At 73.6% G+C, this 21639-nt stretch carries 21 protein-coding genes; 11 read left to right on the forward strand and 10 right to left on the reverse strand.

The genetic code is table 11. The annotated features are described in order from the left end of the window. Positions 1-4 precede the first annotated feature (4 nt). From AAG589_RS19950 to AAG589_RS19970, 5 genes are all read right to left on the reverse strand, one after another. The gene (locus AAG589_RS19950; RefSeq protein WP_430569037.1) at positions 5-1621 is read right to left on the reverse strand and encodes an alpha-amylase family glycosyl hydrolase; all 1617 of its coding nucleotides are present in this window, start codon (positions 1619-1621) and stop codon (positions 5-7) included. 29 nt (positions 1622-1650) lie between these two features. Next, positions 1651-2385, reverse strand: a complete 735-nt coding sequence (locus AAG589_RS19955; RefSeq protein WP_430569038.1) for a VIT1/CCC1 transporter family protein — start codon at positions 2383-2385, stop codon at positions 1651-1653. A 76-nt stretch (positions 2386-2461) separates the two neighbouring features. Then, complete coding sequence (locus tag AAG589_RS19960; RefSeq protein WP_430569039.1) at positions 2462-3379, reverse strand: cation diffusion facilitator family transporter; 918 nt, start codon at positions 3377-3379, stop codon at positions 2462-2464. Beyond that, entirely contained in the window at positions 3376-3747 is a 372-nt protein-coding gene (locus AAG589_RS19965) for an ArsR/SmtB family transcription factor (RefSeq protein WP_430569040.1), read from the reverse strand. Before AAG589_RS19965 ends, AAG589_RS19960 begins: the two co-directional genes overlap by 4 nt. Positions 3748-3860: 113 nt before the next feature. Beyond that, a complete protein-coding gene (locus AAG589_RS19970) occupies positions 3861-5261 on the reverse strand; it encodes a hypothetical protein (protein WP_430569041.1) in 1401 nt (466 codons plus the stop codon). A gap of 306 nt (positions 5262-5567) precedes the next feature. Between AAG589_RS19970 and AAG589_RS19975 the strand changes: the two genes are divergently transcribed. From AAG589_RS19975 to AAG589_RS19995, 5 genes are read left to right on the forward strand one after another with little or no spacing between them, the layout of a single operon-like run. After that, positions 5568-6665: a LacI family DNA-binding transcriptional regulator gene (locus tag AAG589_RS19975; protein ID WP_430569042.1), complete on the forward strand. Its 1098-nt coding sequence runs from the start codon at positions 5568-5570 to the stop codon at positions 6663-6665. Then, positions 6662-8287 (forward strand): FAD-dependent oxidoreductase, encoded by a 1626-nt coding sequence (locus AAG589_RS19980; RefSeq protein WP_430569043.1) that lies wholly within the window; start codon positions 6662-6664, stop codon positions 8285-8287. Before AAG589_RS19975 ends, AAG589_RS19980 begins: the two co-directional genes overlap by 4 nt. Positions 8288-8331: 44 nt before the next feature. Next, complete coding sequence (locus AAG589_RS19985) at positions 8332-9648, forward strand: ABC transporter substrate-binding protein (RefSeq protein WP_430569044.1); 1317 nt, start codon at positions 8332-8334, stop codon at positions 9646-9648. A 1-nt stretch (position 9649) separates the two neighbouring features. Then, the gene (locus AAG589_RS19990; protein WP_430569045.1) at positions 9650-10546 is read left to right on the forward strand and encodes a carbohydrate ABC transporter permease; all 897 of its coding nucleotides are present in this window, start codon (positions 9650-9652) and stop codon (positions 10544-10546) included. Then, positions 10536-11480 carry a carbohydrate ABC transporter permease gene (locus tag AAG589_RS19995; RefSeq protein WP_430569046.1) on the forward strand — a complete coding sequence of 315 codons (945 nt, stop codon included), beginning with the start codon at positions 10536-10538 and terminating at the stop codon, positions 11478-11480. The genes AAG589_RS19990 and AAG589_RS19995 overlap by 11 nt, the downstream gene beginning before the upstream one ends. 13 nt (positions 11481-11493) lie before the next feature. Here the strand turns inward: AAG589_RS19995 and AAG589_RS20000 are convergent, their stop codons facing one another. Then, on the reverse strand, positions 11494-12444 hold the full coding sequence (locus AAG589_RS20000; RefSeq protein ID WP_430569047.1) for an oxidoreductase: 951 nt from the start codon (positions 12442-12444) through the stop codon (positions 11494-11496). Positions 12445-12540: 96 nt separating this feature from the next. Here AAG589_RS20000 and AAG589_RS20005 point away from each other — a divergent pair, with 96 nt between their 5' ends. Then, a complete protein-coding gene (locus tag AAG589_RS20005; RefSeq protein WP_430569048.1) occupies positions 12541-13197 on the forward strand; it encodes a DNA-binding response regulator in 657 nt (218 codons plus the stop codon). A gap of 25 nt (positions 13198-13222) precedes the next feature. Here the strand turns inward: AAG589_RS20005 and AAG589_RS20010 are convergent, their stop codons facing one another. The 4 genes from AAG589_RS20010 to AAG589_RS20025 all read right to left on the reverse strand — a co-directional run bounded on the left by AAG589_RS20010 (position 13223) and on the right by AAG589_RS20025 (position 17752). After that, positions 13223-13804: a dihydrofolate reductase family protein gene (locus tag AAG589_RS20010; RefSeq protein WP_430569049.1), complete on the reverse strand. Its 582-nt coding sequence runs from the start codon at positions 13802-13804 to the stop codon at positions 13223-13225. An 81-nt stretch (positions 13805-13885) separates the two neighbouring features. After that, the gene (locus tag AAG589_RS20015; RefSeq protein ID WP_430569050.1) at positions 13886-14542 is read right to left on the reverse strand and encodes a response regulator transcription factor; all 657 of its coding nucleotides are present in this window, start codon (positions 14540-14542) and stop codon (positions 13886-13888) included. Next, positions 14539-15705, reverse strand: a complete 1167-nt coding sequence (locus AAG589_RS20020) for a sensor histidine kinase (RefSeq protein ID WP_430569051.1) — start codon at positions 15703-15705, stop codon at positions 14539-14541. Before AAG589_RS20020 ends, AAG589_RS20015 begins: the two co-directional genes overlap by 4 nt. A gap of 49 nt (positions 15706-15754) precedes the next feature. Beyond that, a complete protein-coding gene (locus AAG589_RS20025; protein WP_430569052.1) occupies positions 15755-17752 on the reverse strand; it encodes a glycoside hydrolase family 3 protein in 1998 nt (665 codons plus the stop codon). 241 nt (positions 17753-17993) lie between these two features. Here AAG589_RS20025 and AAG589_RS20030 point away from each other — a divergent pair, with 241 nt between their 5' ends. The 5 genes from AAG589_RS20030 to AAG589_RS20050 all read left to right on the forward strand — a co-directional run bounded on the left by AAG589_RS20030 (position 17994) and on the right by AAG589_RS20050 (position 21637). Beyond that, the gene (locus AAG589_RS20030; RefSeq protein WP_430569053.1) at positions 17994-18455 is read left to right on the forward strand and encodes a hypothetical protein; all 462 of its coding nucleotides are present in this window, start codon (positions 17994-17996) and stop codon (positions 18453-18455) included. After that, complete coding sequence (locus AAG589_RS20035; RefSeq protein ID WP_430569054.1) at positions 18452-20050, forward strand: multicopper oxidase family protein; 1599 nt, start codon at positions 18452-18454, stop codon at positions 20048-20050. Before AAG589_RS20030 ends, AAG589_RS20035 begins: the two co-directional genes overlap by 4 nt. Before the next feature lie 22 nt (positions 20051-20072). Continuing rightward, on the forward strand, positions 20073-20648 hold the full coding sequence (locus tag AAG589_RS20040) for a GNAT family N-acetyltransferase (protein WP_430569055.1): 576 nt from the start codon (positions 20073-20075) through the stop codon (positions 20646-20648). 105 nt (positions 20649-20753) lie between these two features. After that, positions 20754-21200, forward strand: a complete 447-nt coding sequence (locus AAG589_RS20045) for a helix-turn-helix transcriptional regulator (protein WP_430569056.1) — start codon at positions 20754-20756, stop codon at positions 21198-21200. A gap of 26 nt (positions 21201-21226) precedes the next feature. Continuing rightward, on the forward strand, positions 21227-21637 hold the full coding sequence (locus AAG589_RS20050) for a VOC family protein (RefSeq protein ID WP_430569225.1): 411 nt from the start codon (positions 21227-21229) through the stop codon (positions 21635-21637). Positions 21638-21639: the final 2 nt, after the last annotated feature.

Here is a 21639-nt window from a genome sequence, read left to right on the forward strand (position 1 = left end):
GAGGTCAGGCGAGGTCGAGGACGGCGTAGCCGTGCCCGTCGAGGTGCACGACGTCGCCGTCGGTGCGGTGGCCGCGGGTCTCGACCTCGCGGGCTCCGGCCGCCCCGGGCACCGCGATCGACACGGCCGCGCGGCCCGGGTTGAGGACGACGGCCAGCGTGCCGCCGCGCAGGTAGGCGAAGGGGTAGCCGGTGGCGAGCACCTCGACGTCGGCGGTGGCATCGAGCCGCGGGTCCGTCGTGCGCAGGTGCGCGAGCCGGCGCACCAGGTGCAGCAGCGAGCCCTCGTCGTCGAGCTGGGCGGCCACGGTGGGACGGTCGGGGTCCGGGTCCTGCGGCAGGTAGCGAGACTCCGCCACGTCCGGGCCGAGCCGGCCGGGCGCCACGTCGCCCCACTGCATCGGGGTGCGCGACCCCGCCCGGTCGTAGGTCGGGTTGAGCCGGGAGCCCTCGAGCGTGGGCGTGCCCGGCACGAACCGCATCCCGATCTCGTCGCCGTAGTAGACCGACGGCATGGACGGCCAGGTGAGCGTGAGGACGAGCGCCGCACGGGCCTGGCCGGCGTCGCGCGCCCCGGCGACCAGCCGCGTGAAGTCGTGGTTCGACGTCGGCAGGCCGGTGAGCCCGCCCCGCCCGGCCGCGGCGATCGCGCCGGTGGCCTCCTCCCAGGCGTGGACGAACGTGCCCGCGTCGCCCCGCGCCTCGGCGTCGGCCCAGCTCGGCACGTCGCCCCACGACGGGTTGACCGTGCCCGCGCCGTTGTTCCACAGCGAGCGCAGCGGCAGGCCGTCGTCGTCGCCCCCGAACTGCAGGAAGAAGTCGGCGTGGAACCCCGAGGGCACGGAGACGCGCGGGTCGCCCCACTCGCTGATCAGCACCCGGCCGGGGTAGGTGGCGTCGAGCCAGTCGCGCGTCTCGCGCCACAGCCGGCCCGTCTCCACGAGGCCCGGGTCGTCCTTGACGAGCGACGCGGCCATGTCGACGCGGAACCCCGCGACGCCCAGGTCGAACCAGTGGGCCATGATCTCGCGCAGGGCGGCGCGGTTGGCGCGCGGGCCCGCGGCGTCGACGGGGCTGCGCCACGGCTCGTCGGGGTGCTGCCGGGCGTACCCGAAGTTGAGCGCGGGCTGCACGGGGAAGAAGTTGGGCCGGTAGAACCCGCCGCGGCGGCCCGGGCCGGGCTCGAAACCGTCGACGGGGACGTCGCTCCACACGTACCGGTCGTCGTCGGGGTCGTCCGCCGACGCCGTGAACCACGGGTGCTGGTCGGACGTGTGCCCCGCGACGAGGTCCAGCAGCACGGAGATGCCGCGCCGGCCGGCCTCCTCGGTGAGCTCCGCCAGGTCGTCGTTGGTGCCGTAGCGCGGCGCGATCGTGAGGAAGTCCGCGACGTCGTAGCCGGCGTCGGCGAACGGGGACACGAAGCACGGGTCGAGCCACACGGCGCCGACGCCCAGCCACTGCAGGTAGTCGAGCCGGGCGGTGATGCCCGGCAGGTCGCCGATCCCGTCGCCGGTCCCAGGTCGTCCGGAGTCGGCGAAGCTCTGCGGGTACAGCTGGTACAGGACGGTGCGCCCGAGGCGCGGGGCGAGGTCGGTGGCGGCGTGCGGGGACGTCGGCAAGGGACAGCTCCTTCGGGTGGGTGGACGGGTCAGACGACGCCGGTGGTGCCGAGCAGCGAGCCGAGGGCGAACGTGACGCCCAGCGCCAGCGCGCCGCCGACGACGACCCGGGCGACGGACCGCGTGCGCGACGACCCCCCGATCCAGGCGGCGATCGAGCCGGCCGCGGCGAGGGCGGCGAGCACGACGACGAACGTGCCGGCGACCTTCCACGGCTCGGGGATGAACAGCACGGCCAGCATCGGCAGCACGCCGCCGCACAGGAACGCGAGCAGCGACGCCCAGGCGGCGTGCCAGGGGCTGACGACGTCGTCGGGGTCGATGTTGAGCTCGGCGGACAGGTGCGCGCCGAGGGCGTCGTGGTGGGTGAGCTCGGTGGCGACCTGACGGGCGGTACCCTCGCTGAGGCCCCGCTCGCGGTAGAGGCCGACGAGCTCGTCGAACTCCTCGTCCGGCATGGTGGCGAGCTCGTGCTGTTCCTTCGCGATGAGCGCCTTCTCGCTGTCCGACTGGCTCGACACGGAGACGTACTCGCCCAGGGCCATCGAGATCGCGCCGCCGACGAGGGCCGCGAGGCCGGCCGTGAGCACCGGCGCCCGCTCCGGCGTCGCGCCCGCGACGCCCACGACGACGGCCGCCACGGAGACGATGCCGTCGTTGGCGCCGAGCACGCCCGCCCGCAGCCAGTTCAGCCGCTGGGCCAGGCCGCCGGCGTGCGGCTCGTCGGGGTGGCCGGTGAGGTCGGCGTCGGTGCGGGAGGACATGGGCCCAGCACAGCATCCCCTCGATGGTTGAGCCTGTCGAAACCTCGCCACGGTGCCGGCAGGCTCAGCCGGCGGATCAGGCGTGCGTGGGGTGCTCGTGCTCCGGATGGGTCTCCGGCTCGACCTGGAACGTGGAGTGCTCGACGGCGACGTCGAAGTGGGTGGCCACGCACTCCTGCAGCTCGTCGAGGATGCGGCCGGCGTGACCGTCGGTGAAGCACCCCGAGTCGACGACGACGTGCGCCGACAGGATCGGCAGGCCGGTGGCGATGAGGGAGGCGTGCACGTCGTGCACGTCGCGCACGTGCTCCACCTCCAGCAGGTGGGCGCGCACCTCGTCGAGGTCCAGACCGGGCGGGGTGGACTCCAGGAGCACGGACCCGGCGGCCCGCAGCAGCTTCACCGCGCGCGGCAGGATGAGCGCCCCGATGAGCAGGGCGGCGACCGAGTCCGCGCGCTGCCAGCCGGTGGTCGCGATGACGATCGCGGCGACGATGACACCCACCGAACCGAGCGCGTCGTTGACCACCTCGAGGAACGCAGCCCGCAGGTTGAGGTTCGCGTCCCGGCGCCCCGCGAGCACGGCCATTGACGCGAGGTTGCCGACCAGCCCGATGACGCCGAAGACCACGAGCTGCGTGGACGGGATCTCCGGCGGGTGCGCGAGCCGCAGCACCGCCTCCACCAGCACGTACACGCCGACGACCAGCAGCACGGCCGCCTGCGCCAGCGCCGCCAGCACCTCGGCGCGCCGGTAGCCCCAGGTGCGCTGGGGCGACGCCGGCCGCAGGGAGAGGTGCGCGGCGAACAGCGCCAGGGCGAGGCCCCCGGCGTCCGTGAGCATGTGCGCGGTGTCGACCAGCAGCGCGAGGCTGCCGGTGAGCAGCGCCCCGACCGCCTGCGCCACGAGGATGGCCGCAGTGATGCCGAACGCGACCGCGAGGCGACCGCGGTGGTCGGCGACGACCTGCGCGTGGTCGTGGTCGTGGCTCACGCGGCGTCCTCGGCGTCGGTCGGCCCGTGGGCGGCGGGCGTCGCGCACGTGCAGTCCGGCCCGCAGCAGTCCGGGTCGACGACGAGGGCGAGCCGCAGCATGTCGCCGAGCGCGTGCGCGAGGTGCGGGTCGGACAGCCGGTACTCGGTGCGCCGCCCGTCCTGGCGGCCCACGACCAGGCCGCAGCCGCGCAGGCAGGCGAGCTGGTTGCTCATGACCTGCTTGGAGACGCCCAGCGCCGCCGCCAGGTCGGACGGGTAGGCGGGCGCGTCGCGCAGCGCGAGCAAGATCCGCGTGCGCGTCCCGTCCGACAGCGCGTGCCCGAGCCGCGCCAGCGCGGCGGTGTGCGTGAGCGTCACGGTCTCCATGAGGGCAACCGTACATGGAGCCCTGTACTAAAGGCGCCGCCGAACAGGCGGTTGTGCACCTACTGACGCCTCAGAAGGTGCACAACCGCCTGTTCGCCGGGGCGGCCGTCGGGTCAGTTCCCCCGGTCGTGCGGGACGGTGACGTCGACGCTGCATCCCACCGCGCGGCCGAGCTCGTCGTGCCCGGCGTACGTCAGCGTGTAGACGCGGTCACCACCGTCGCCCGCGCGCTCGGCGCGCAGCTGGCCGGAGACCGACGGCGTCCCCGTGACGAATCCGGACACGTCCCCCGTGCCACCCCCGGAGACGTCGACGAGCTCGAACGCTCGCGGCCCCAGGACGCCGTCCCGGAGGTCGACGTCGACGGTCACGTCCACAGGCTTGCGGTTCGGCGGCCAGAGCACGGGCCGGTCGACGGTGCAATCGAGCTCCCTCGCCGGGACGGGCTCGTCCAGGGTGGCGACGGCATGAGCGATGGTCGCGGTCAACCGACCGCCGGACTCGTAGTACATGTGGGCGCTGCGGCCGTCGAAGTAGAACGTCGGAGCCGCCGACCGACCGAGGTCCGGGGCGTCGGCCATCGAGTCGTGGACCACGCCGAGGTGGATCTCCTGGTCGAAGTTCTTCCCCACGTCCACCGCGTGCATGTTGCCGTCGCTCGCGTGGAAGACGACGAGGTTTCGGCCCTCCCAGCGCAGGAAGAACGGCCCTGAAGCGTTCGGTTCCTCGATCCCGCGCGGTGTCACGAGGGGCTCGGGCTGGACCTCCCAGCTGCGCGCGTCGTCGGACACGGCCCAGCGGATCCGCCGAGCGACGGGCCCCGTCTCGCCGGGCAGCGCGTTCGCCGGGTTGTCCATGAACAGCATCAGGTAGCGGTTCCCCTGCCCGGGCACCGACTGCTCGAAGACTCGCGCGTACGAGGTCTCCCGGCCCGTGGACTCGTCTCGCTGGACCGCGGTCCCGCCGTACTCGAAGTGGATGCCGTCGTCCGAGGTGGCGTACCGGGTGATCGTGTTCTCACCGTGGAAGTACAGGAACAGCTTTTGCTCGCCCTCCACCCACACGGCATGGGGTGACGAGATGTGGCTGACCGCCTCGTAGTGCGGCGACCAGGTGTTGCTGATCAGGGGATTGCCGTCGTACTCGGTCCACGGGCCGTCGATCGAGTCGGCGTAGGCCAGGGCGATTCCGCCGGGCCGTTCGTGGGGGGCGTAGTACATGTAGTAGGCCCCCAGGGGCTCGGCGAAGTAGTCGGCCGCACGGATGACGCTGGGGAAGATGAACTCGTTCGTCGGGTTGTAGGTCAGGTCGCTCTTGTCGAAAGCGGGACCGACGTAGGTGAACTCCGGAAAGGTGAACGCCTCGTCCGGGGCGGTCGTGACCTCGACGTCGCCGGAACCGGTGTCGTCGTCGGCGTTCGGGACAGCGTGAGCGGCGTCGGCGCCGAGAGCGATGACGGCGGTGACGGCGAGGCCGGCGACCAGCCGGGCCCCTCTGACGGTTCTGGCTGACATGGCGCGCACTCCTTCGTGGCGGGGCTGTCGGTACGGCGGCGCCGTCGTCGGCGACCGCACCGCTGCAGCCTTCGGCGCCGGGCGGGCGCCGGTCAAGGAGCCTTATCGAACCCATGAGCAGATGTTCGGATAATGCGCCGCACCTGATCCCCACGACGGCCGGACGCCCGGGATGTCAGGGCATTCCTGGGTCGGCAGCGTGATCTCACCGTCATTAATAATGCGCATCATCTTGTTGACCCCGGTTCAGCGGACCCCCGAGACTCCTGGCACGTCACCGCCGACGTCCGAGCTCGAGGAGGAGTGTTGCCCCGTCGTCGCATCACGCAGGCCGACGTCGCCGCCATGGCGGGCGTCAGCCAGGCCACGGTGTCGTTCGTGCTCAACGACAGCAACCCGAGCGGGGTGCGGATCAGCGAGGAGACCCGGCAGCGGGTGCTCGACGCGATCCGCATCACCGGGTACTCCGCGAACCCCGCCGCGCAGCGCCTGGCGGGCGGGCTCACGCAGATCCTCGGTGTCTTCACCTACGAGGCGACGTTCCCCCAGGGCGGCCGGGACTTCTACGGGCCCTTCCTCGTGGGCATCGAGCACGCCGCCGAGAAGCTCGGCGTCGACATCCTGCTCTTCACCAGCGCCCGTGTGGAGGACGGCCGACGCCGGCTGACCCGCGAGGGCTGGCAGCGGCTCGGCGTCGCCGACGGGTGCCTCCTCCTGGGGCAGCAGGAGGACCGCGGCGAGCTGCAGCACCTGCTCGACACGAACTACCCGTTCGTCTTCATCGGCAAGCGAGGCAGCGACGGGGGTCGGCTGCCCTACGTGGGCGTGGACTACGCGACGGCGACGAGCCGGCAGGTGGAGCGTCTGGCGGCGCTGGGGCATACGCGCATCGGCTACGTCGGCCCACGCGGCACCGACCAGCCCACGCTCGACCGGGTCGAGGGATACCGCCTGACGATGAAGCAGCGCGGCCTCACCGCGCGGTTCGTGGAGCTGGACGACGTCGCGGCGGCGGCGACGGAGATCGGCGACCAGCGGTTCACGGCCATCGTCGTGGCGCCGGAGAACTCTCCGGAGGAGCTCGCCGACGCGCTCGAGCACCGTGGCCTGCGCGTACCGGTCGACGTCTCCGTGCTGCTGCTCGGTCAGCCGCACCGTCCGCGCCCCGGCGGACGCCGGTGGTCCGGGTTCTCCATCCCCCGCGAGGAGATGGGTGCCCGGGCCCTGTACCTCCTGTCGCGGCTCGTGACGGCGGACGCCGGCCAGGCGGGCAGCCGCGCGGCAGCCCAGGTCCCCGACGACGAGCTGCGGCAGCTGCTCGAGTGCGTCGACGTCGACGGCGCGACCCTCGCACCGTGCCCACCCGAGCCGACCGGCTCCCACGACAGAACGGAACCCGCGTGACCCCTCAGGAACTGCACACCGACGTGCTCGTCGTCGGAGCCGGCCTCGGCGGCATCGCCGCCGCCCTCGCCGCGGCGGACCGCGGCGCGCGGGTGGTCCTCACCGAGGAGCACCCGTGGATCGGCGGCCAGCTCACGTCGCAGGGCGTGCCCCCGGACGAGAGCGCCTGGGTGGAGGACTTCGGCGTCACCGCGCGCTACCGCCGCCTGCGCGACGGCATCCGCGACGTCTACCGGCGCTCGTACCCGCTCACCGACGCCGCCCGGTCGTGGGACGCGCTCAACCCCGGCGCCGGCTGGGTGTCGAAGCTGTGCCACGAGCCCCGGGTGGCGGTCGGGGTGCTCGAGGAGATGCTGGCGCCCTGGCGGTCGTCCGGCCGGCTGACGCTGGTCGAGCGTGTGCGGCCGACGTCGGCCACCACCGACGGCGACCGCGTGACGTCGGTGACGCTCCGGTCGGTCGTGGGCGGCGAGCCCGTCACGGTCACCGCCGCGCTCGTCGTCGACGCGACGGAGACGGGGGAGCTGCTGCCCCTCACGGGCACGGAGTACGTGACCGGGTTCGAGTCGAGCCGCGAGACCGGCGAGCCCAGCGCCCCCGACGCCGCGCAGCCGGACAACGTCCAGGCGCTGAGCGTCTGCTTCGCCGTCGAGCACGTGGACGGCGACCACACGATCGACCGGCCCGAGCGCTACGACTTCTGGAGCGCCTACCGGCCCGACGCCTGGAACGGGCGCCGGATGCTGTCGTGGGAGGCGCCCAACCCGCGCACCCTCGCCATGGACGTGCGCACCTTCACCCCGAACCCGGGAGACGACGCCCGTGCGGTCGCGGCGGACCAGTCGAAGAACCCGGGCGACGGCAACCTGTGGACGTTCCGCCGCATCGCCGCTCGCGACCTTTTCGCCCCCGGCCACTACGCGAGCGACCTGTGCCTGGTGAACTGGCCCAGCATCGACTACTTCCTCGCGCCCGTCCTCGACGTCCCGCGGGACGTCGAGGAGGCACGGGTCGCCGACGCCCGGCAGCTCAGCCTCTCGATGCTGTACTGGATGCAGACCGAGGCACCGCGGCCCGACGGCGGCACCGGCTACCCCGGGCTGCGGCTGCGGCCCGACGTCATGGGCTCCGCCGACGGGCTCGCCCAGGCGGTGTACCACCGCGAGTCGCGCCGCATCCGCGCCGTCACGACCGTCACCGAGAACGACGTGTCGTACGCCGTGCGCGGCGACGCGGGCGCCACCCGCTACGACGACTCCGTCGGCGTCGGCATGTACCGGATCGACCTGCACCCCTCCACGGGCGGCGACACGTACATCGACGTGCCGTCCACCCCGTTCGAGATCCCGCTGGGCGCGCTGCTGCCGCAGCGCGTCACCAACCTGCTGGCCGCGAACAAGAACATCGGCACCACGCACATCACCAACGGCTGCTACCGGCTGCACCCCGTCGAGTGGAACATCGGCGAGGCGGCCGGTCATCTCGCCGCCCACTGCCTCGCTACGGGGCGCGCCCCCCACGAGGTCCAGGCCAAGCCGGACCTCCTCGCCGACTATCAGGCCGAGCTCGTCTCGGCCGGTGTCGAGCTCCGCTGGCCCGCGGACCAGGTCCACCCGTACTGACCGCGGCCCGACCCCGTCCGAGCACTCAGTCCGAAGGAGCACTGATGAACCCCCGTACCGCACACCGCCCCCGCGCGGCCCTCGCCGCGGCCTCCGCCGCCGCGGCGCTGCTCGCCCTGACCGCCTGCGGCGGCGACGGCCAGGGCGTCGCCGGCGAGCCGGACACGCCCGACGAGCCCGTCGACCTGCGCATGACCGTGTGGACCGCCGACGAGAAGCAGCTCGCGATGTTCCAGGAGATCGCCGACGCCTACGTCGCCGAGAACCCCGACCTCGTGTCGAGCGTCTCCTTCGACTCGATCCCGTTCGAGGACTACACGACGGCGCTCACCACCCAGCTCGCCGGCGGGAACGCGCCCGACCTGGCGTGGATCTTCGAGAGCAACGCCCCGGAGTTCGTCTCCAGCGGCGCCCTCGTGGACCTGGCGCCGGTGCTCTCCGAGGCCGAGGGGTACCAGTACGACGACCTCGAGCCCAGCGCCCTGGAGCTCTGGAAGGACGGCGACGGCCTCTACGCCTACCCGTTCTCGAACAGCCCGTTCGGCGTGTTCGTCAACACGGACCAGCTCGAGGCCGCGGGCCAGAAGAACCCGGCCGACCTCGTCGCGGCCGGGGACTGGACGTTCGACGCGGCGCGCGACATGGCCGCGGCGGCGGCCGAGAAGTCCGGCAAGCAGGGGCTCGTGGTGCGCGACTTCGACTACCAGGCGTGGGAGAACCTCGCCACGGTCTGGTCGGGCTGGGGCGCCGCGCCCTGGAGCGCGGACGGCACGCAGTGCACCTTCACCGACCCCGCGATGGTGGAGGCCATGACCTGGATCCACGACGCGACCTTCGCCGACGGGGCCATGCCCGGGCCCGGCACGACGGCGGACTTCTTCGCCGGCGACGCGGCCATGACGATCACGCAGATCAGCCGGGCGTCGTCGCTCGACGACTCCTTCGGCTGGGACGTCGTGCCGCTCCCGGCGGGCCCGTCGGGCAAGCAGAACGTCATCGGCCAGGCCGGGATCGGCGTCTTCGCCGCCGGCAAGACACCCGACGTCGCCGCGGACTTCCTCGCGTGGTTCACCGACCCGGAGAACGCCGAGAAGCTCTCGGCCTACTTCCCGCCGCCGCGCGAGTCGCTCCTCACCGCGGACTCGCTGGCCGCCGCCAACCCGCTGCTCAGCGCCGACCAGCTCCAGGACGTCGTCGTCGACGGCATCACGGATGCTGTCACCAAGCCGTCCCACAAGAACTTCGCCAAGCTCCAGGAGACGGTGCGCTCCCAGCTCGACGCGATGTGGACGGCGGACGCCGACGTCGCCGGCGTGCTCGGCGACACCTGCGACGCGATCACGCCGCTGCTGGAGGACTGACGTGTCCCTCACCACGGCTTCGGCGCGCGCCCGCCGCGACTGGTGGGTCGGGTACGCGATGGTCTCCCCGGTCGTGCTCGGCGCCCTGCTGTTCGTCGTCGTCCCCCTCGGGATGGTGGTGTGGTACTCGCTGCACGAGTGGAACGTGCTGGCGAACACCTTCCAGTTCAGCGGCGCCGAGAACTACCAGCGGCTCGTCGAGGACCAGGGCCTGCACGACGCCCTGTGGGCGACGCTCTGGTTCTCGATCGGGCTGGTCGTGCTCAACATCGTGCTGGCCCTGCTGCTGGCCGTGCTGCTCGACCAGCGGCTGCCGGGCACCACCACGTTCCGCACGTTCTTCTTCTCGCCCGTGGTCGTCTCGCTGGTCGCGTGGACCATCGTGTGGAGCTTCCTGCTGCAGGCCGACGGCGGGATCAACGGGTTCTTGTCGCTGCTCGGGATCGAAGGGCCGAACTGGCTGCGGCAGCCGACCACCGCGATGCTCTCCGTGATCGTGGTGCAGGTCTTCAAGAACGTGGGCCTGAACATGATCCTGTTCCTCGCGGCCCTGCAGGGGGTGCCGGAGGAGCTGCAGGAGGCGGCCCGCCTCGACGGGGCGAGCGCCTGGCGCCGGTTCCGGTCGATCACGCTGCCGCTCATCAGCCCGACGATCCTGCTGGTCTCGATCATCACGATCGTCGGCTCGCTCGAGGTGTTCGCCCAGATCGACGTGCTCACCGGCGGCGGCCCCGGCAGCTCGACGACGGTGCTCGTCTACTACCTGTACCAGCAGGCGTTCCAGTTCAACGACTTCGGTTACGCCAGCGCGATCGCCGTCCTGCTCTTCGCCATCGTCCTCGTCCTCACCCTGCTGCAGTGGCAGTCGCGCAAGAAGTGGGTCTTCCATGAAGTCTGACGTGCTCACGGACCGTCCCGCGCCCGCCGGCCCGCCGACGCCGGGGCGTGCGGGCCCCACGCGCTCGAGGGCGTCGTCCCGGCCCGCCCGCCCCGGCCGACGGCGCCGCCGCTGGAGGCGATGGGTGCTCGTCGCGGTGCTGCTCGTGCTCAGCCTGCCGTTCGTGTTCCCCACCTGGTGGATGGCGACGTCCAGCCTCAAGCCGATGAGCGAGATCCTGCGGTCGGTGCCGACGCTGTGGCCGCAGGACCCGACCTTCGAGGCCTACGGCCGGGTGTTCTCTCTGCAACCGTTCGCCGAGCAGTACTGGAACTCGCTGTACATCGCGGCCCTCGTCACCGGCGGCACCATGCTGGTGTCCGCGATGGCCGGGTACGCGTTCGCGCGCATCCGGTTCCCCGGGGCGAACGCGCTGTTCCTGCTGGTCCTGGTCGGCCTGCTCGTGCCGTCCGAGGTGACGATCGTGCCGCTGTTCCGGCTGGTGAACTCCGCGGGGCTGATCGACACCCACTGGCCCCTGATCGTGATCCCCGTGCTCGGCGCGCCGAGCGTGCTCGCCACGTTCATCATGCGGCAGTTCTTCCTGGGCCTGCCGCACGAGCTCGAGGAGGCGGGCCGCCTGGACGGGCTCGGCCGGTGGGGCCTGTTCTGGCGGGTGGCGATGCCCCTGTCCCGTTCGGCGCTCGCGGCCGTTGCGATCTTCACGTTCCTCAAGTCGTGGAACCTCTATCTGGAGCCCATCGTCTACCTGTCCTCCAAGGACCACTTCACCCTGCCGCAGGCGCTGACGCAGTACGTCGACGCCTACGGCGGGCCCATGTGGAACGTGCAGCTTGCCGCGACGACGCTGACCGTGCTGCCCGTGCTCGCCGTCTTCCTCGTGGCGCAGAAGCAGTTCGTCCAGGGGCTCGCACACACCGGGCTCAAGGGCTGACCGCCCCGGCGGCTCAGGCGGCGGCCGAGGCGATCGCGTCGAGGGCGGCGAGGTCGTCGTCGGTCAGGCGGAGGGCGCCGGCGGCGACGTTCTGCTCCAGGTGCGCGACGCTCCCGGTGCCGGGGATGGCGAGCACGTGCGACCCGCGGTGCAGCGTCCAGGCCAGCCGCACCTGGGCGGGCGTCGCGTCGTGGGCCGCGGCGACGGCGGCGACGACGTCGCTGCCGGTGTCGTCGGGGGTGCCGCCGGGGACGGCTCCGGGCACGGCGGCGCCCATGGAGAAGAACGGCACGAAGGTGACGCCGAGCTCGCCGCAGCGGGCGAGCAGCCCGTCGTCGTCGCGCTCCGTGAGGCCGTAGCGGTTCTGCACGCACACGACGGGCGCGATCTCCAGCGCCTCGTCGAGCTGCTCCGGCAGCACGTTGGAGATGCCGATGTTCCGGACCAGCCCGGCGTCGCGCAGCTCGGCGAGGGCTCCGACGTGCTCGGCGACCGACCCGGGCTCGGTCGTCAGGCCCGCGCCCCAGCGCAGGTTCACGACGTCCAGCTGGTCGAGGCCGAGCTGCCGGATGTTCTCCTCGACGTGGCCGCGGAGCTGGTCGGGGCGCGCGTACGGCTCGAAGTCGCCGTCGCGCGACCGCGAGGCGCCGATCTTCGTGGTGATGACGAGGTCGTCGGCGTATGGCTGCAGGGCCGTGCTGATGAGCTCGTTCGCCGAGCGGGTGGGCAGGAAGTAGAACGCGGCGGTGTCGATGTGGTTCACGCCGAGCTCGACGGCGCGCCGCAGCACGGCGATCGCGTCCTCGCGAGGGCGGGGCGTCGGGGCGCCGAGGACGCCGGGGAGCCGCATGGCGCCGAGGCCGAGCCGGTTCACGGTGCGGTCACCGAGCTGCCAGGTGCCGGCAGCGGCGGCGTCGGGGGTGGTGGGCGGTGTGGTGGACGGGGTGCTGGTCGTGGTGGTCATGCCGCCAGCCTCGGTGCGCCCGGGGAGAGGATCACGTGGTTGGCAGCTTGTTGCCGACCCTGGCAGCTCCCTGCCGGGCGGAGCAGAATCGAGGGCATGCAGACCGGAGAGGCCGTCACGGTCGTCCAGGGGGACGAGGAGCTGCTCGCCCGCACGGCGCACCTGTTCGCGCACGCGACGGAGATCTCGTGCGCCGCGAACGACCTGGGCACGTGGGTCGTCACGCACGTGCCGCAGGACGGCGACGCGATGGTGCCGCCCCGGCGCGACGACGTCCACCTGCGCAAGGTCTACCGGCCCGGCGTGCTCCTCGACCCGGTGGCGGCCCGCGGGCTGGCGCGCGCCCGCGAGGAGCACGGCGCGCACATCCGCATCACCACCGAGGAGGTCAACGAGACGATCCTCTTCGACCGCCGCCTGGCCATCCTCGCCGGCGACGTCCGGGCCGGACGCCGCAGCTACGGCGTCATCACCCAGCCCGAGGCGGTGCAGGGCGTCGCGTCGCTGTTCGAGGCCGTGTGGCGGTCCGCCGTCGACCTCGACGTCTTCGACGCCCGCATCGCCGAGATCCGCGCCATCGCGCCCCAGGTGCTCGACCTGCTCGGGCAGGGCGTCAAGGACGAGACCGCGGCCCGGGCGATGGGGATGGGCGTGCGCACCTACCGGCGTCGGGTCGCCGAGCTGATGGCCGCCCTCGGCGCCGAGTCCCGGTTCCAGGCGGGCGTGCGGGCGCGGGAGCTCGGGCTGGTCTGAGCCGGTCAGGGCAGCGCAGCCGCGTTCAGCCGTGCCCGGTCGGCACGTAGACGAGCTCCTGGGTGCGCCCGTCGAGCGTCCGCGTCTCCACGAGCTCGAGGTCGAAGTCGGCGGCGCCGCGGAACAGCGGGTCGACGCCGGTCTGCCCGGTGATCACCGGGAACAGGGTGACGCGCAGCTCGTCGACGAGGCCCGCGGCCATCAGCGCCCGGTTGAGCGACAGGCTCCCGTGCGAGCGCAGGGGCACGGGGGAGCTCTGCTTGAGCCGGGCGACGACGTCGACCGCATCGGCGGCGGCGACGGTCGCGCCGCCCGGCCACTCGAGGGGCTCGCGCAGGGTGCTCGACACCACGGTCGCAGGGGTGTGGACCATGCGGGTGACCCACGGGTCGCGCACGTCGGACCCCTCGGTGCTCGCGGCGAGCATCTGCACGAACGCTCGGTACGTGGTGGCGCCGAGGACCATCCGCTGCTCGGTGTCGTACTGGTGGAGCCGGTGCTCGAGCAGCTCGGGGCCCTGCTTGCCCCAGTAGCCGGTCCAGTCGCCGTGCGCGGCGCCGAACCCGTCGAGGCTGGAGAAGACGTCGAAGGTGTAGGTCGTGGCCACGATGAGCTCCCTCGGTCGGTGGGCCGCCCCCTCGTTACTTGAACACCACAGTACGAGTTATGGGCGGGACCGACAACCGGGTCAGCCGCCCGGTCGCACCAGTCCCGTCTCGTAGGCGAGGACGACGAGGGCGGCGCGGTCGCGGGCGTCGAGCCGGGTGAGCAGCCGGCTGACGTACGTGCGGGCGGTGGCGGGGCTGAGGTACAGGTCGCGGGCGATCTCGTCGTTGGTCAGCCCGCGCCCCACCAGCGTCAGCACCTCGCGCTCGCGCTCGGTGAGGCCGGCGACGGCGGAGTCGTCGAGCCGGGGCGGCGCCTCGGCGACCGCCCGCATCGCCGTGGCCGTGACGGCCGGGGCCAGCAGCGAGTCCCCGGCGGCCACGGTGCGGATCGCGGCGCGCAGGTCGCCGGGGGAGACGTCCTTGAGGAGATAGCCGGCCGCGCCCGCGCGGATCGCCTCGACCACGTGCTCGTCCTCGTCGAACGTCGTGAGCACGAGGACGCGGACGCCGCGCAGCGCCGGGTCGGCGACGATCTCCCGCGTCGCCTCGATGCCGTCCGGCCCGGGCATCCGCACGTCCATGAGCACCACGTCGGGGCGCAGCTCGCGCACGCGTGCCAGCCCCGCGCGGCCGTCGGCCGCCTCGCCGACGACGGCGATGTCGCCGTCGCGCTCCGCCAGCGGCCGCAGCCCGGCGCGCACCAGCTCCTGGTCGTCGACCAGCACGATCTGGATCATGGCCCCAGCCTGGCCGGGAGGTCGGCGACGACGGCGAACCCGCCGTCCGGCGCGTCGCCCGCGGTGAGCGTGCCGCCCAGCAGGCCGGCGCGCTCGCGCATCCCCGCCAGCCCGGCCCCGGCGCGGGGGGAGGGCCCGGCGCCGCGTCCGTCGTCGGTCACCGCCAGGTGCAGGCGCCCTGCGTCGACGACGGCCTCGATCCCCACGTGCCGCGCGTCCGCGTGGCGCAGCACGTTCGTGAGCGCCTCCTGGGCGATGCGGTACGCCGCGGCGCCGATCGCGTCGCTCAGCACGCCGGCCGCGACGTCGTCGTGCACCTCGACCTCGACGCCGGCCGCGCGCACGGGCGCGACGAGCGCGTCGAAGCCCGTCATGCCGAGCGCGCCCCGCGGCTCGGCGTCGGGGGTGGGGGAGCGCAGCACCTTCACGGTGGCCCGCAGCTCGTCGAGAGTGCCCGACGCCGCCTCCCGGACGCGGGCGAGCGCGCCGCGGGCCGCGTCGTCGTCCCGCCCGACGGCCTCGTCCGCGACGCCGGCGTGCAGCGCGACGACGGAGAGGTGGTGCCCGACGGTGTCGTGCAGGTCGCGGGCGATGCGCAGCCGCTCGGCCTGCAGCCGCTCCTGCGCCGCGTGCGCCTCCTGCTCCGCCGTGAGCTCGCGGACCAGCGCGGCGTGCTCCCGGGCCTCCCGGGCGAGCCGCACCGCGACGCCGAGCGCGACCGCCGCCGCCGTGAGCGCCACGTTCGTGACCAGGTCGTATGCCGTGAGCGCGGCGGTGGGGTCGACGTCGTCGTCGGTCACGCGGAAGTACGTGGCGACGACGATGAGCACCGCCCCCGTCCCCACCGCCCAGCCCGTGCGCCCGCGCTCTGATGCCGCGTACAGCGCCGCGACGGCGGGCAGCACCATGCCGATCGGCGCGAAGCCGAGGGCGTAGTACGCGCACACGCCGAGGAAGGTGAGGACGAGCATCGTGCGCGGCGCGAACCGGCGCAGCAGCACCAGCGCGCCGAAGCCCGCCGCGAACAGGTACGCCGCCGGGCCGGCGGCGCCCTGCCCCGACGGGTCCGCGGCGATGACCAGCGCGACGACCAGCGCCGACGCCAGCGCCAGGACGACGTCGGTCACCCACGGGCTCGGCGGCGCGGCCGCGGACGAGGTCATGCCGCCAGGCTAGGGCGGCCCTCCCCGCGCCGCCGAGCCGGCGGTCGGGTCAGCGGTACGAGAGCCCGAAGCCCGCCTCGAACAGCGGGTGCGCGGTGTCGTCCGGCACGTCGCCGAGCTGGGCCTCGACCTCCGCCGTGCTGGACGGCAGCTCGAACGGCAGGTGCCCGCCCGGGCGCGCCCTGCCGACGATGGTGCGCAGCAGGACGTCGTCGCTCACGCCGTAGTTGGCGAGCACGGCGTCGGAGTGCGCGACCACGTCCGTGAGGATCAGCGGCCGCGACAGCTGCGGCGACGCGATCGTCGTCGCGCCGGCCTCGTGCGCCGCGACCAGGGCGCGGTAGTCCTCCTCGGCGCCGGTCCAGGCGAGCCCGGTGAGGTCGTCGCCCGCCCTCGGATCGGACAGGCGCACGACGGCGACGTCGGCGTCCGCCGGGTCGTCGACGACGCGCAGGCCCAGCCGCTCCGCGGCCTCGGGGGCGACGCCGTGGAGGTACACGGTGCGCGCGCCGCGCGCGCCGGTCGTCAGCGGCAGGGTCCGGTGCTCGTTCTCCAGCAGCGTCAGGGAGCGCTCCTGCGCCACCTCGCCGAGGCGGGTGTGCGCCCGGTTGCCCACCACGCGGTCGGCCCGGTCGGGGTCGACGTACGGGTCCTCGAAGAGGCCGAGCTCGAACTTCTGCGCCAGCACTCGGGTGGCGGCCTCGTCGACGCGCGCCTCGCTCAGCAGGCCCTGCCGGACCGCCTGGACGACGTACTCCGGGTGGTCGTCGCCGCCCACGATGTCGACACCCGCGTTGATCGTGCTGGCGAACCGCTCGGGCCGCGTCAGGTCCTCCACGCCCCACGACATGCCGACGCCCCACGGCCCGATGAACGAGCTCGGCGGGCGGTTGTCCTTGCAGGCCTGCGGGCAGTCGCCGGTGATGCCCCAGTCGCTGGTGATCACGCCGTCGAAGCCGTAGCCGTCGCGCAGCAGCCCGAGCATGTCCTCGCTGTGCCCGGCGCCCACCTGCTCCACGGGCTTCCCGTCGAGGGTGAGGTCCTTGAGGATCGAGTAGGTCGGCATGACGCCGCCGGCGCCGTTGTCGAACGCCGCCTCGTACGGCTCGAGGTGCTCGGCGAAGTTGCCGCCGGGGAACGCCGCGAACCGCCCGTAGTAGTAGTGGCTGTCGTAGCCGTTCACCTGGGCGCCGTAGCCGGCCCAGTGCTTGACGACGGTGCTCACGCTCTCGTCGTCAAGGCCGTCGTCGCCGCCCTGCAGGCCCGCGACGTACGCGCCGACGTGACGCTTCGCGAGCTCGCCGGTGGACCCGAAGGTGCCGTTGATGCGGGTCCAGCGCGGCTCGGTGGCGATGTCGGCCTGGGGCGACAGCGCCTCCGCGATGCCGACGGCGCGGTACTCCTCGCGGATCACGTCGCCCATCGCGCGCGTCAGCGCGACGGAGTCGGCGGCGCCCAGCCCGATGGCGTCGGGGAACGGGGAGAAGTCGCCGCTCGCGACCGTCTGCCCCTCGGTGATCGTGAACCCGTGCCGCGGGTCGGTGCTGATCTTCAGCGGGATGCCGAACTCCTCGGCCTCCGCGGCCTCCTGCAGCGCGTCGTGCTCGGACGCCAGCGTGCCCGCGTCGGCGCCCAGTCGGGAGATGTAGGTGGTGACGTGCTGGTCGAGCAGGCCGCGGAACGCCTCGCGGTCGTAGGCGCCCTGGCCGGAGAGGCTGCCGTGGATGAGCTGGCCCGCCTTCTGCTCCAGGTCGAGCCGGGAGACGAGGTCGGCGGCGCGGGCCTCGGGATCCAGGCGCCAGTCCTCGTACGGGGTGAGCCGGCCGTTGCCGTCCAGGTCGCGGAACCGCTGGCCGTGGACCCTGATGATGTCGGCCGACCGGCTCTCCAGGTGCGGCTGGGCCTGTCGCGCGTGGCCCGGTCCCTGACCGGCGCCGCGGCCGTCCGCCGAGCTCGCGGGGGCCGTCGCGACCAGGGTGGCCGCGACCGTCGCGCACGCGAGGCCGGTCGTGCCGATGCGCCGCAGGCGCGCTGACGTCGTCGTCATACGAACTCCTTCGTGGTGCTCGTCCCCGGCAGGGCCGGGGCGGGCCACGCCGTCGTGACCCGAGATACCTACCTGTCGGAAGGTTTCTGGTCGCAGCCAACCACCCCGGTCCCCGACGGGCAAGAGCGCGTCCGTCCTCCGGGCATCAGGGTCGCCTGAGGGTCCGTGTCGCCCCGGGGCGACAGCAGGAGACGCTCCCGGGCCGATGTGGCTGGGCCCGGTCCGCCGGGATCGTCGAGGCATGACCACGAACCAGCCCTCGCCCCCGAACCAGCCCTCCCCGCAGCCGACGCCGGTGCCTCCGGCCGGCGGTGCGGGCCTCTCCTGGCCGCTCGTGGCCGGGCTGGCGTCGATGGCGCTGCTCTGGCCGCTCACCGGGCTGACCGGCATCGGCGGCACCGGTGCGCCGCGCGCGCTGGGCATCGTCGCGCTGACCGCCGTCGTGTGGATCGGCGTCGTCGGGCTCGGGCGCGTGCCAAGGCCGGTGCTCACCCTGACGATGACCGGCCTCGCGTCCGGCGTCGTCACCCTGCTCGTCTCGACGCTGGTCGGCGGCGTGGGCCTGGGCGGCGTCGGCCCGGGCGGAGACGGCGCGGCCGCGTGGACGGCGATCCCCGCGCTCGCGATGGACGCCGGCTGGGGCGCGCTGGCCGGCGTCGTCGCGCTCGGCGTCCAGAAGGGCCGCGGCGGTGGGCCGCGATGAGCCGTCGGACGACGACGGCGGCGCTCGCCGCCGTCGTCGCGCTGCTGGCCGCCGGCTGCGGCGGGATCCCCGGCTCGGTGACGTCGGTGGACGAGCCGGAGTTCGCGCGCGAGCTGCCGGTCCCGCCGCTCGCGGAGTCGACCGTGGCCGACGGCGTGCGCACCTTCCGCCTCACCGCGCAGGAGGGCAGCACGGAGCTGCTGCCCGGCACACGAACCCCGACCTGGGGCTACGACGGCCCGTACCTCGGCCCGACGCTGCGGGCCGAACGGGGCGAGAAGGTCGCCGTCGAGGTGACGAACCACCTCGACGTGACGACCAGCGTGCACTGGCACGGCATGCACCTGCCCGCGGCGATGGACGGGGGCCCGCACCAGCCGGTCGAGCCGGGCGCCACGTGGCGCCCCACCTGGACGATCGACCAGCCCGCCGCCACGCTCTGGTACCACCCGCACCCGCACGGGGAGACGGAGGACCAGGTGTACCGCGGCCTCGCGGGGCTGTTCCTGCTCGACGACGACGCGTCGCGCGCCGCCGACCTGCCGCAGGAGTACGGCGTCGACGACATCCCCGTCGTCGTGCAGGACAAGGTGCTCGACGACGACGGGCGGCTCGTGCTGAAGGACGACGGCGGCGAGCCCGGGACGCTCGGCGGCACGGTCGTGACGAACGGCGTCGCCGGCGCCTACCAGCGCGTCACGACCGAGCGGATCCGGCTGCGGCTGCTCAACGGGTCGACCGCCCGTACCTACTCGCTCGGGTTCGCGGACCGCGAGACGGACCTCGTCGCCACCGACGGCGGGCTCCTCGACGCGCCCGTGCGGCTCGACCACGTCCGCCTCGCGCCGGGGGAGCGGGCCGAGGTGGTGGTCGCGATGCACCCCGGCGAGACGACTCGCCTGCGCTCCTTCGAGGCGGACCTCGGCGGCGTCGCCGCGCCGTTCGCGATGGGCGGCAACGACGCGTTCGACGTGCTGGAGCTGCGCGCGGCGGACCGCCTGGCGCCGTCGCCCGAGCCCTCGTGGGGGCCGTCGCGGCACACCGCCGCGGACGCCCTGCACGAGGAGGAGGCGACCGTGACCCGCACGTTCGACCTCGACGAGCGGACCATCAACGGCCGGCGCATGGACGCCGGGCGCATCGACGAGGTCGCGACCGTCGGCAGCACGGAGGTGTGGGAGGTGCGCAACACCATCCCCATGCCGCACAGCTTCCACGTGCACGACGTGCAGTTCCGCGTGCTGACCGTCGACGGCGAGGCCCCGCCGCCGGAGCTCGCCGGCCCCAAGGACACCGTCTACCTGGAGCCGCGCCGCACCTACCGGCTGCTGATGCGGTTCGACGACTACACGGACGACGTGCTGCCGTACATGTACCACTGCCACATGCTGCTGCACGAGGACGAGGGGATGATGGGCCAGCTCCTCGTCGTGGAGCCCGGGTCCGGCGCGCAGCCCGGGCCGTCGGAGGCGCTGTCGGGCCACGACGTCGGGCACGACGGCGGGCACGCCGCGGGGCACGACGCCTCCGGGCCCGTGGTCGGCGACGGGTACGGCCCGCGGCAGGCTGCGGGCGGTCACGACCACGCCGGGTGACCGACGTGCCAGGATCACGGGCATGCCCACCCTGCTGCCCGTGACGTTCGCGCCCTTCACCGACCCTGAGCAGCCGGTGCTCGACGTGCCCGCGGTGGGCGCGCGGCTGCGGCCGTGGCGGCCGGACGACGCCGCGGCGGTGCGCGCGGTGTACGCCGACGAGGCGATCCAGCGCTGGCACGTCCGCGTCCTGGAGTCGGACGACGAGGCGCGCGAGGTGATCGACGGCTGGCGTGCCGGCTGGGCCGACGGGCGCGAGTCGAGCTGGGCGGTCGCGGACGCCGCGGACGACGCCGTCGTCCTGGGCCGCATGGCCGTCAAGACGTTCGACCCGCACGGGGTGGGCGCCGTCGCGTACTGGACGGCCCCGGCCGCGCGCGGCCGTGGCGTGGCCCCCGCCGCGCTGGACGTCGCCGCGACCTGGGCGCTCGCGGCGGGCTTCCACCGCCTGGAGCTGGTGCACTCCACCGACAACGCGTCGTCGTGCCGCGTGGCCGAGAAGGCGGGCTTCGCCGCGGAGGGCGTGCTGCGGGAGTCGGTGCGCCACCTCGACGGCTGGCACGACATGCACCTGCACGGCCTGGTCGCCGACGCGTGAGATCGGTCGTCCGGGACGAGATCGGTCCGCATGATGACCGATCTGGCACCGGATGACCGATCTCACCGGCGGGCGGGCGCCGGCGGCCCGTGGAAGCATCGCACCGTGACCAGCACCGACGCCGACCGGCTCCGCGACCTCGCGCTGCTGCGGCGCGTGCGCGACCGGATGGACCGGGAGTTCGCGCAGCCGCTGGACGTGGAGGCGCTGGCCAGGGGCGTGCACATGTCCGCCGGGCACCTGAGCCGGCAGTTCAAGGCTGCGTTCGGCGAGTCGCCGTACAGCTACCTCATGACGCGGCGGATCGAGCGGGCGATGACGCTGCTGCGCCGAGGCGACCTGAGCGTCACGGAGGTGTGCTTCGAGGTGGGGTCGTCGTCGCTCGGCACGTTCAGCACGCGGTTCACGGAGCTGGTGGGGATGTCGCCCAGCGAGTACGCGCGGCGGGCCCGGACGGCGGGGGCGGGGGAGCTGCCGTCGTGCGTCACGAAGCAGGCGACCCGACCGGTCAGGAATCGAGAAGCGCCGGCCGTGGACGTCCACCTAGCGTGAATTCCATGAGCGACTCCACGAACGACATCGACATCACGATCCACACGACCTTCCTCCCGCACACCGACCCCGAGGCCTCGCTGGGCTTCTACCGCGACCTGCTCGGCTTCGAGCTGGTCCAGGACGTGGGCCAGGGCGCGATGCGCTGGCTGACCTTCGTCTCGCCGGCCCAGCCGGAGGTCCGTCTCGTCCTGACCCCGCCCGCCGCCGACCCCGGCGTCACCGAGGACGAGCGCCGCACCATCACCGAGCTCATGGCCAAGGGCAGCTACCAGTCGATCATCCTCGGCACGAAGGACCTCGACGGCGTCTTCGCCAAGCTCCAGGCCGCCGACGCCGAGGTGGTCTCCGAGCCCACCGAGCAGCCGTGGGGCGTGCGCGACTGCGCCTTCCGCGACCCCGCGGGCAACATGGTCCGCGTCGACCAGGTCGGCTGAGC

The sequence above is a fragment of the Isoptericola sp. F-RaC21 genome (assembly GCF_038593535.1).
Lineage (GTDB): Bacteria > Actinomycetota > Actinomycetes > Actinomycetales > Cellulomonadaceae > Isoptericola.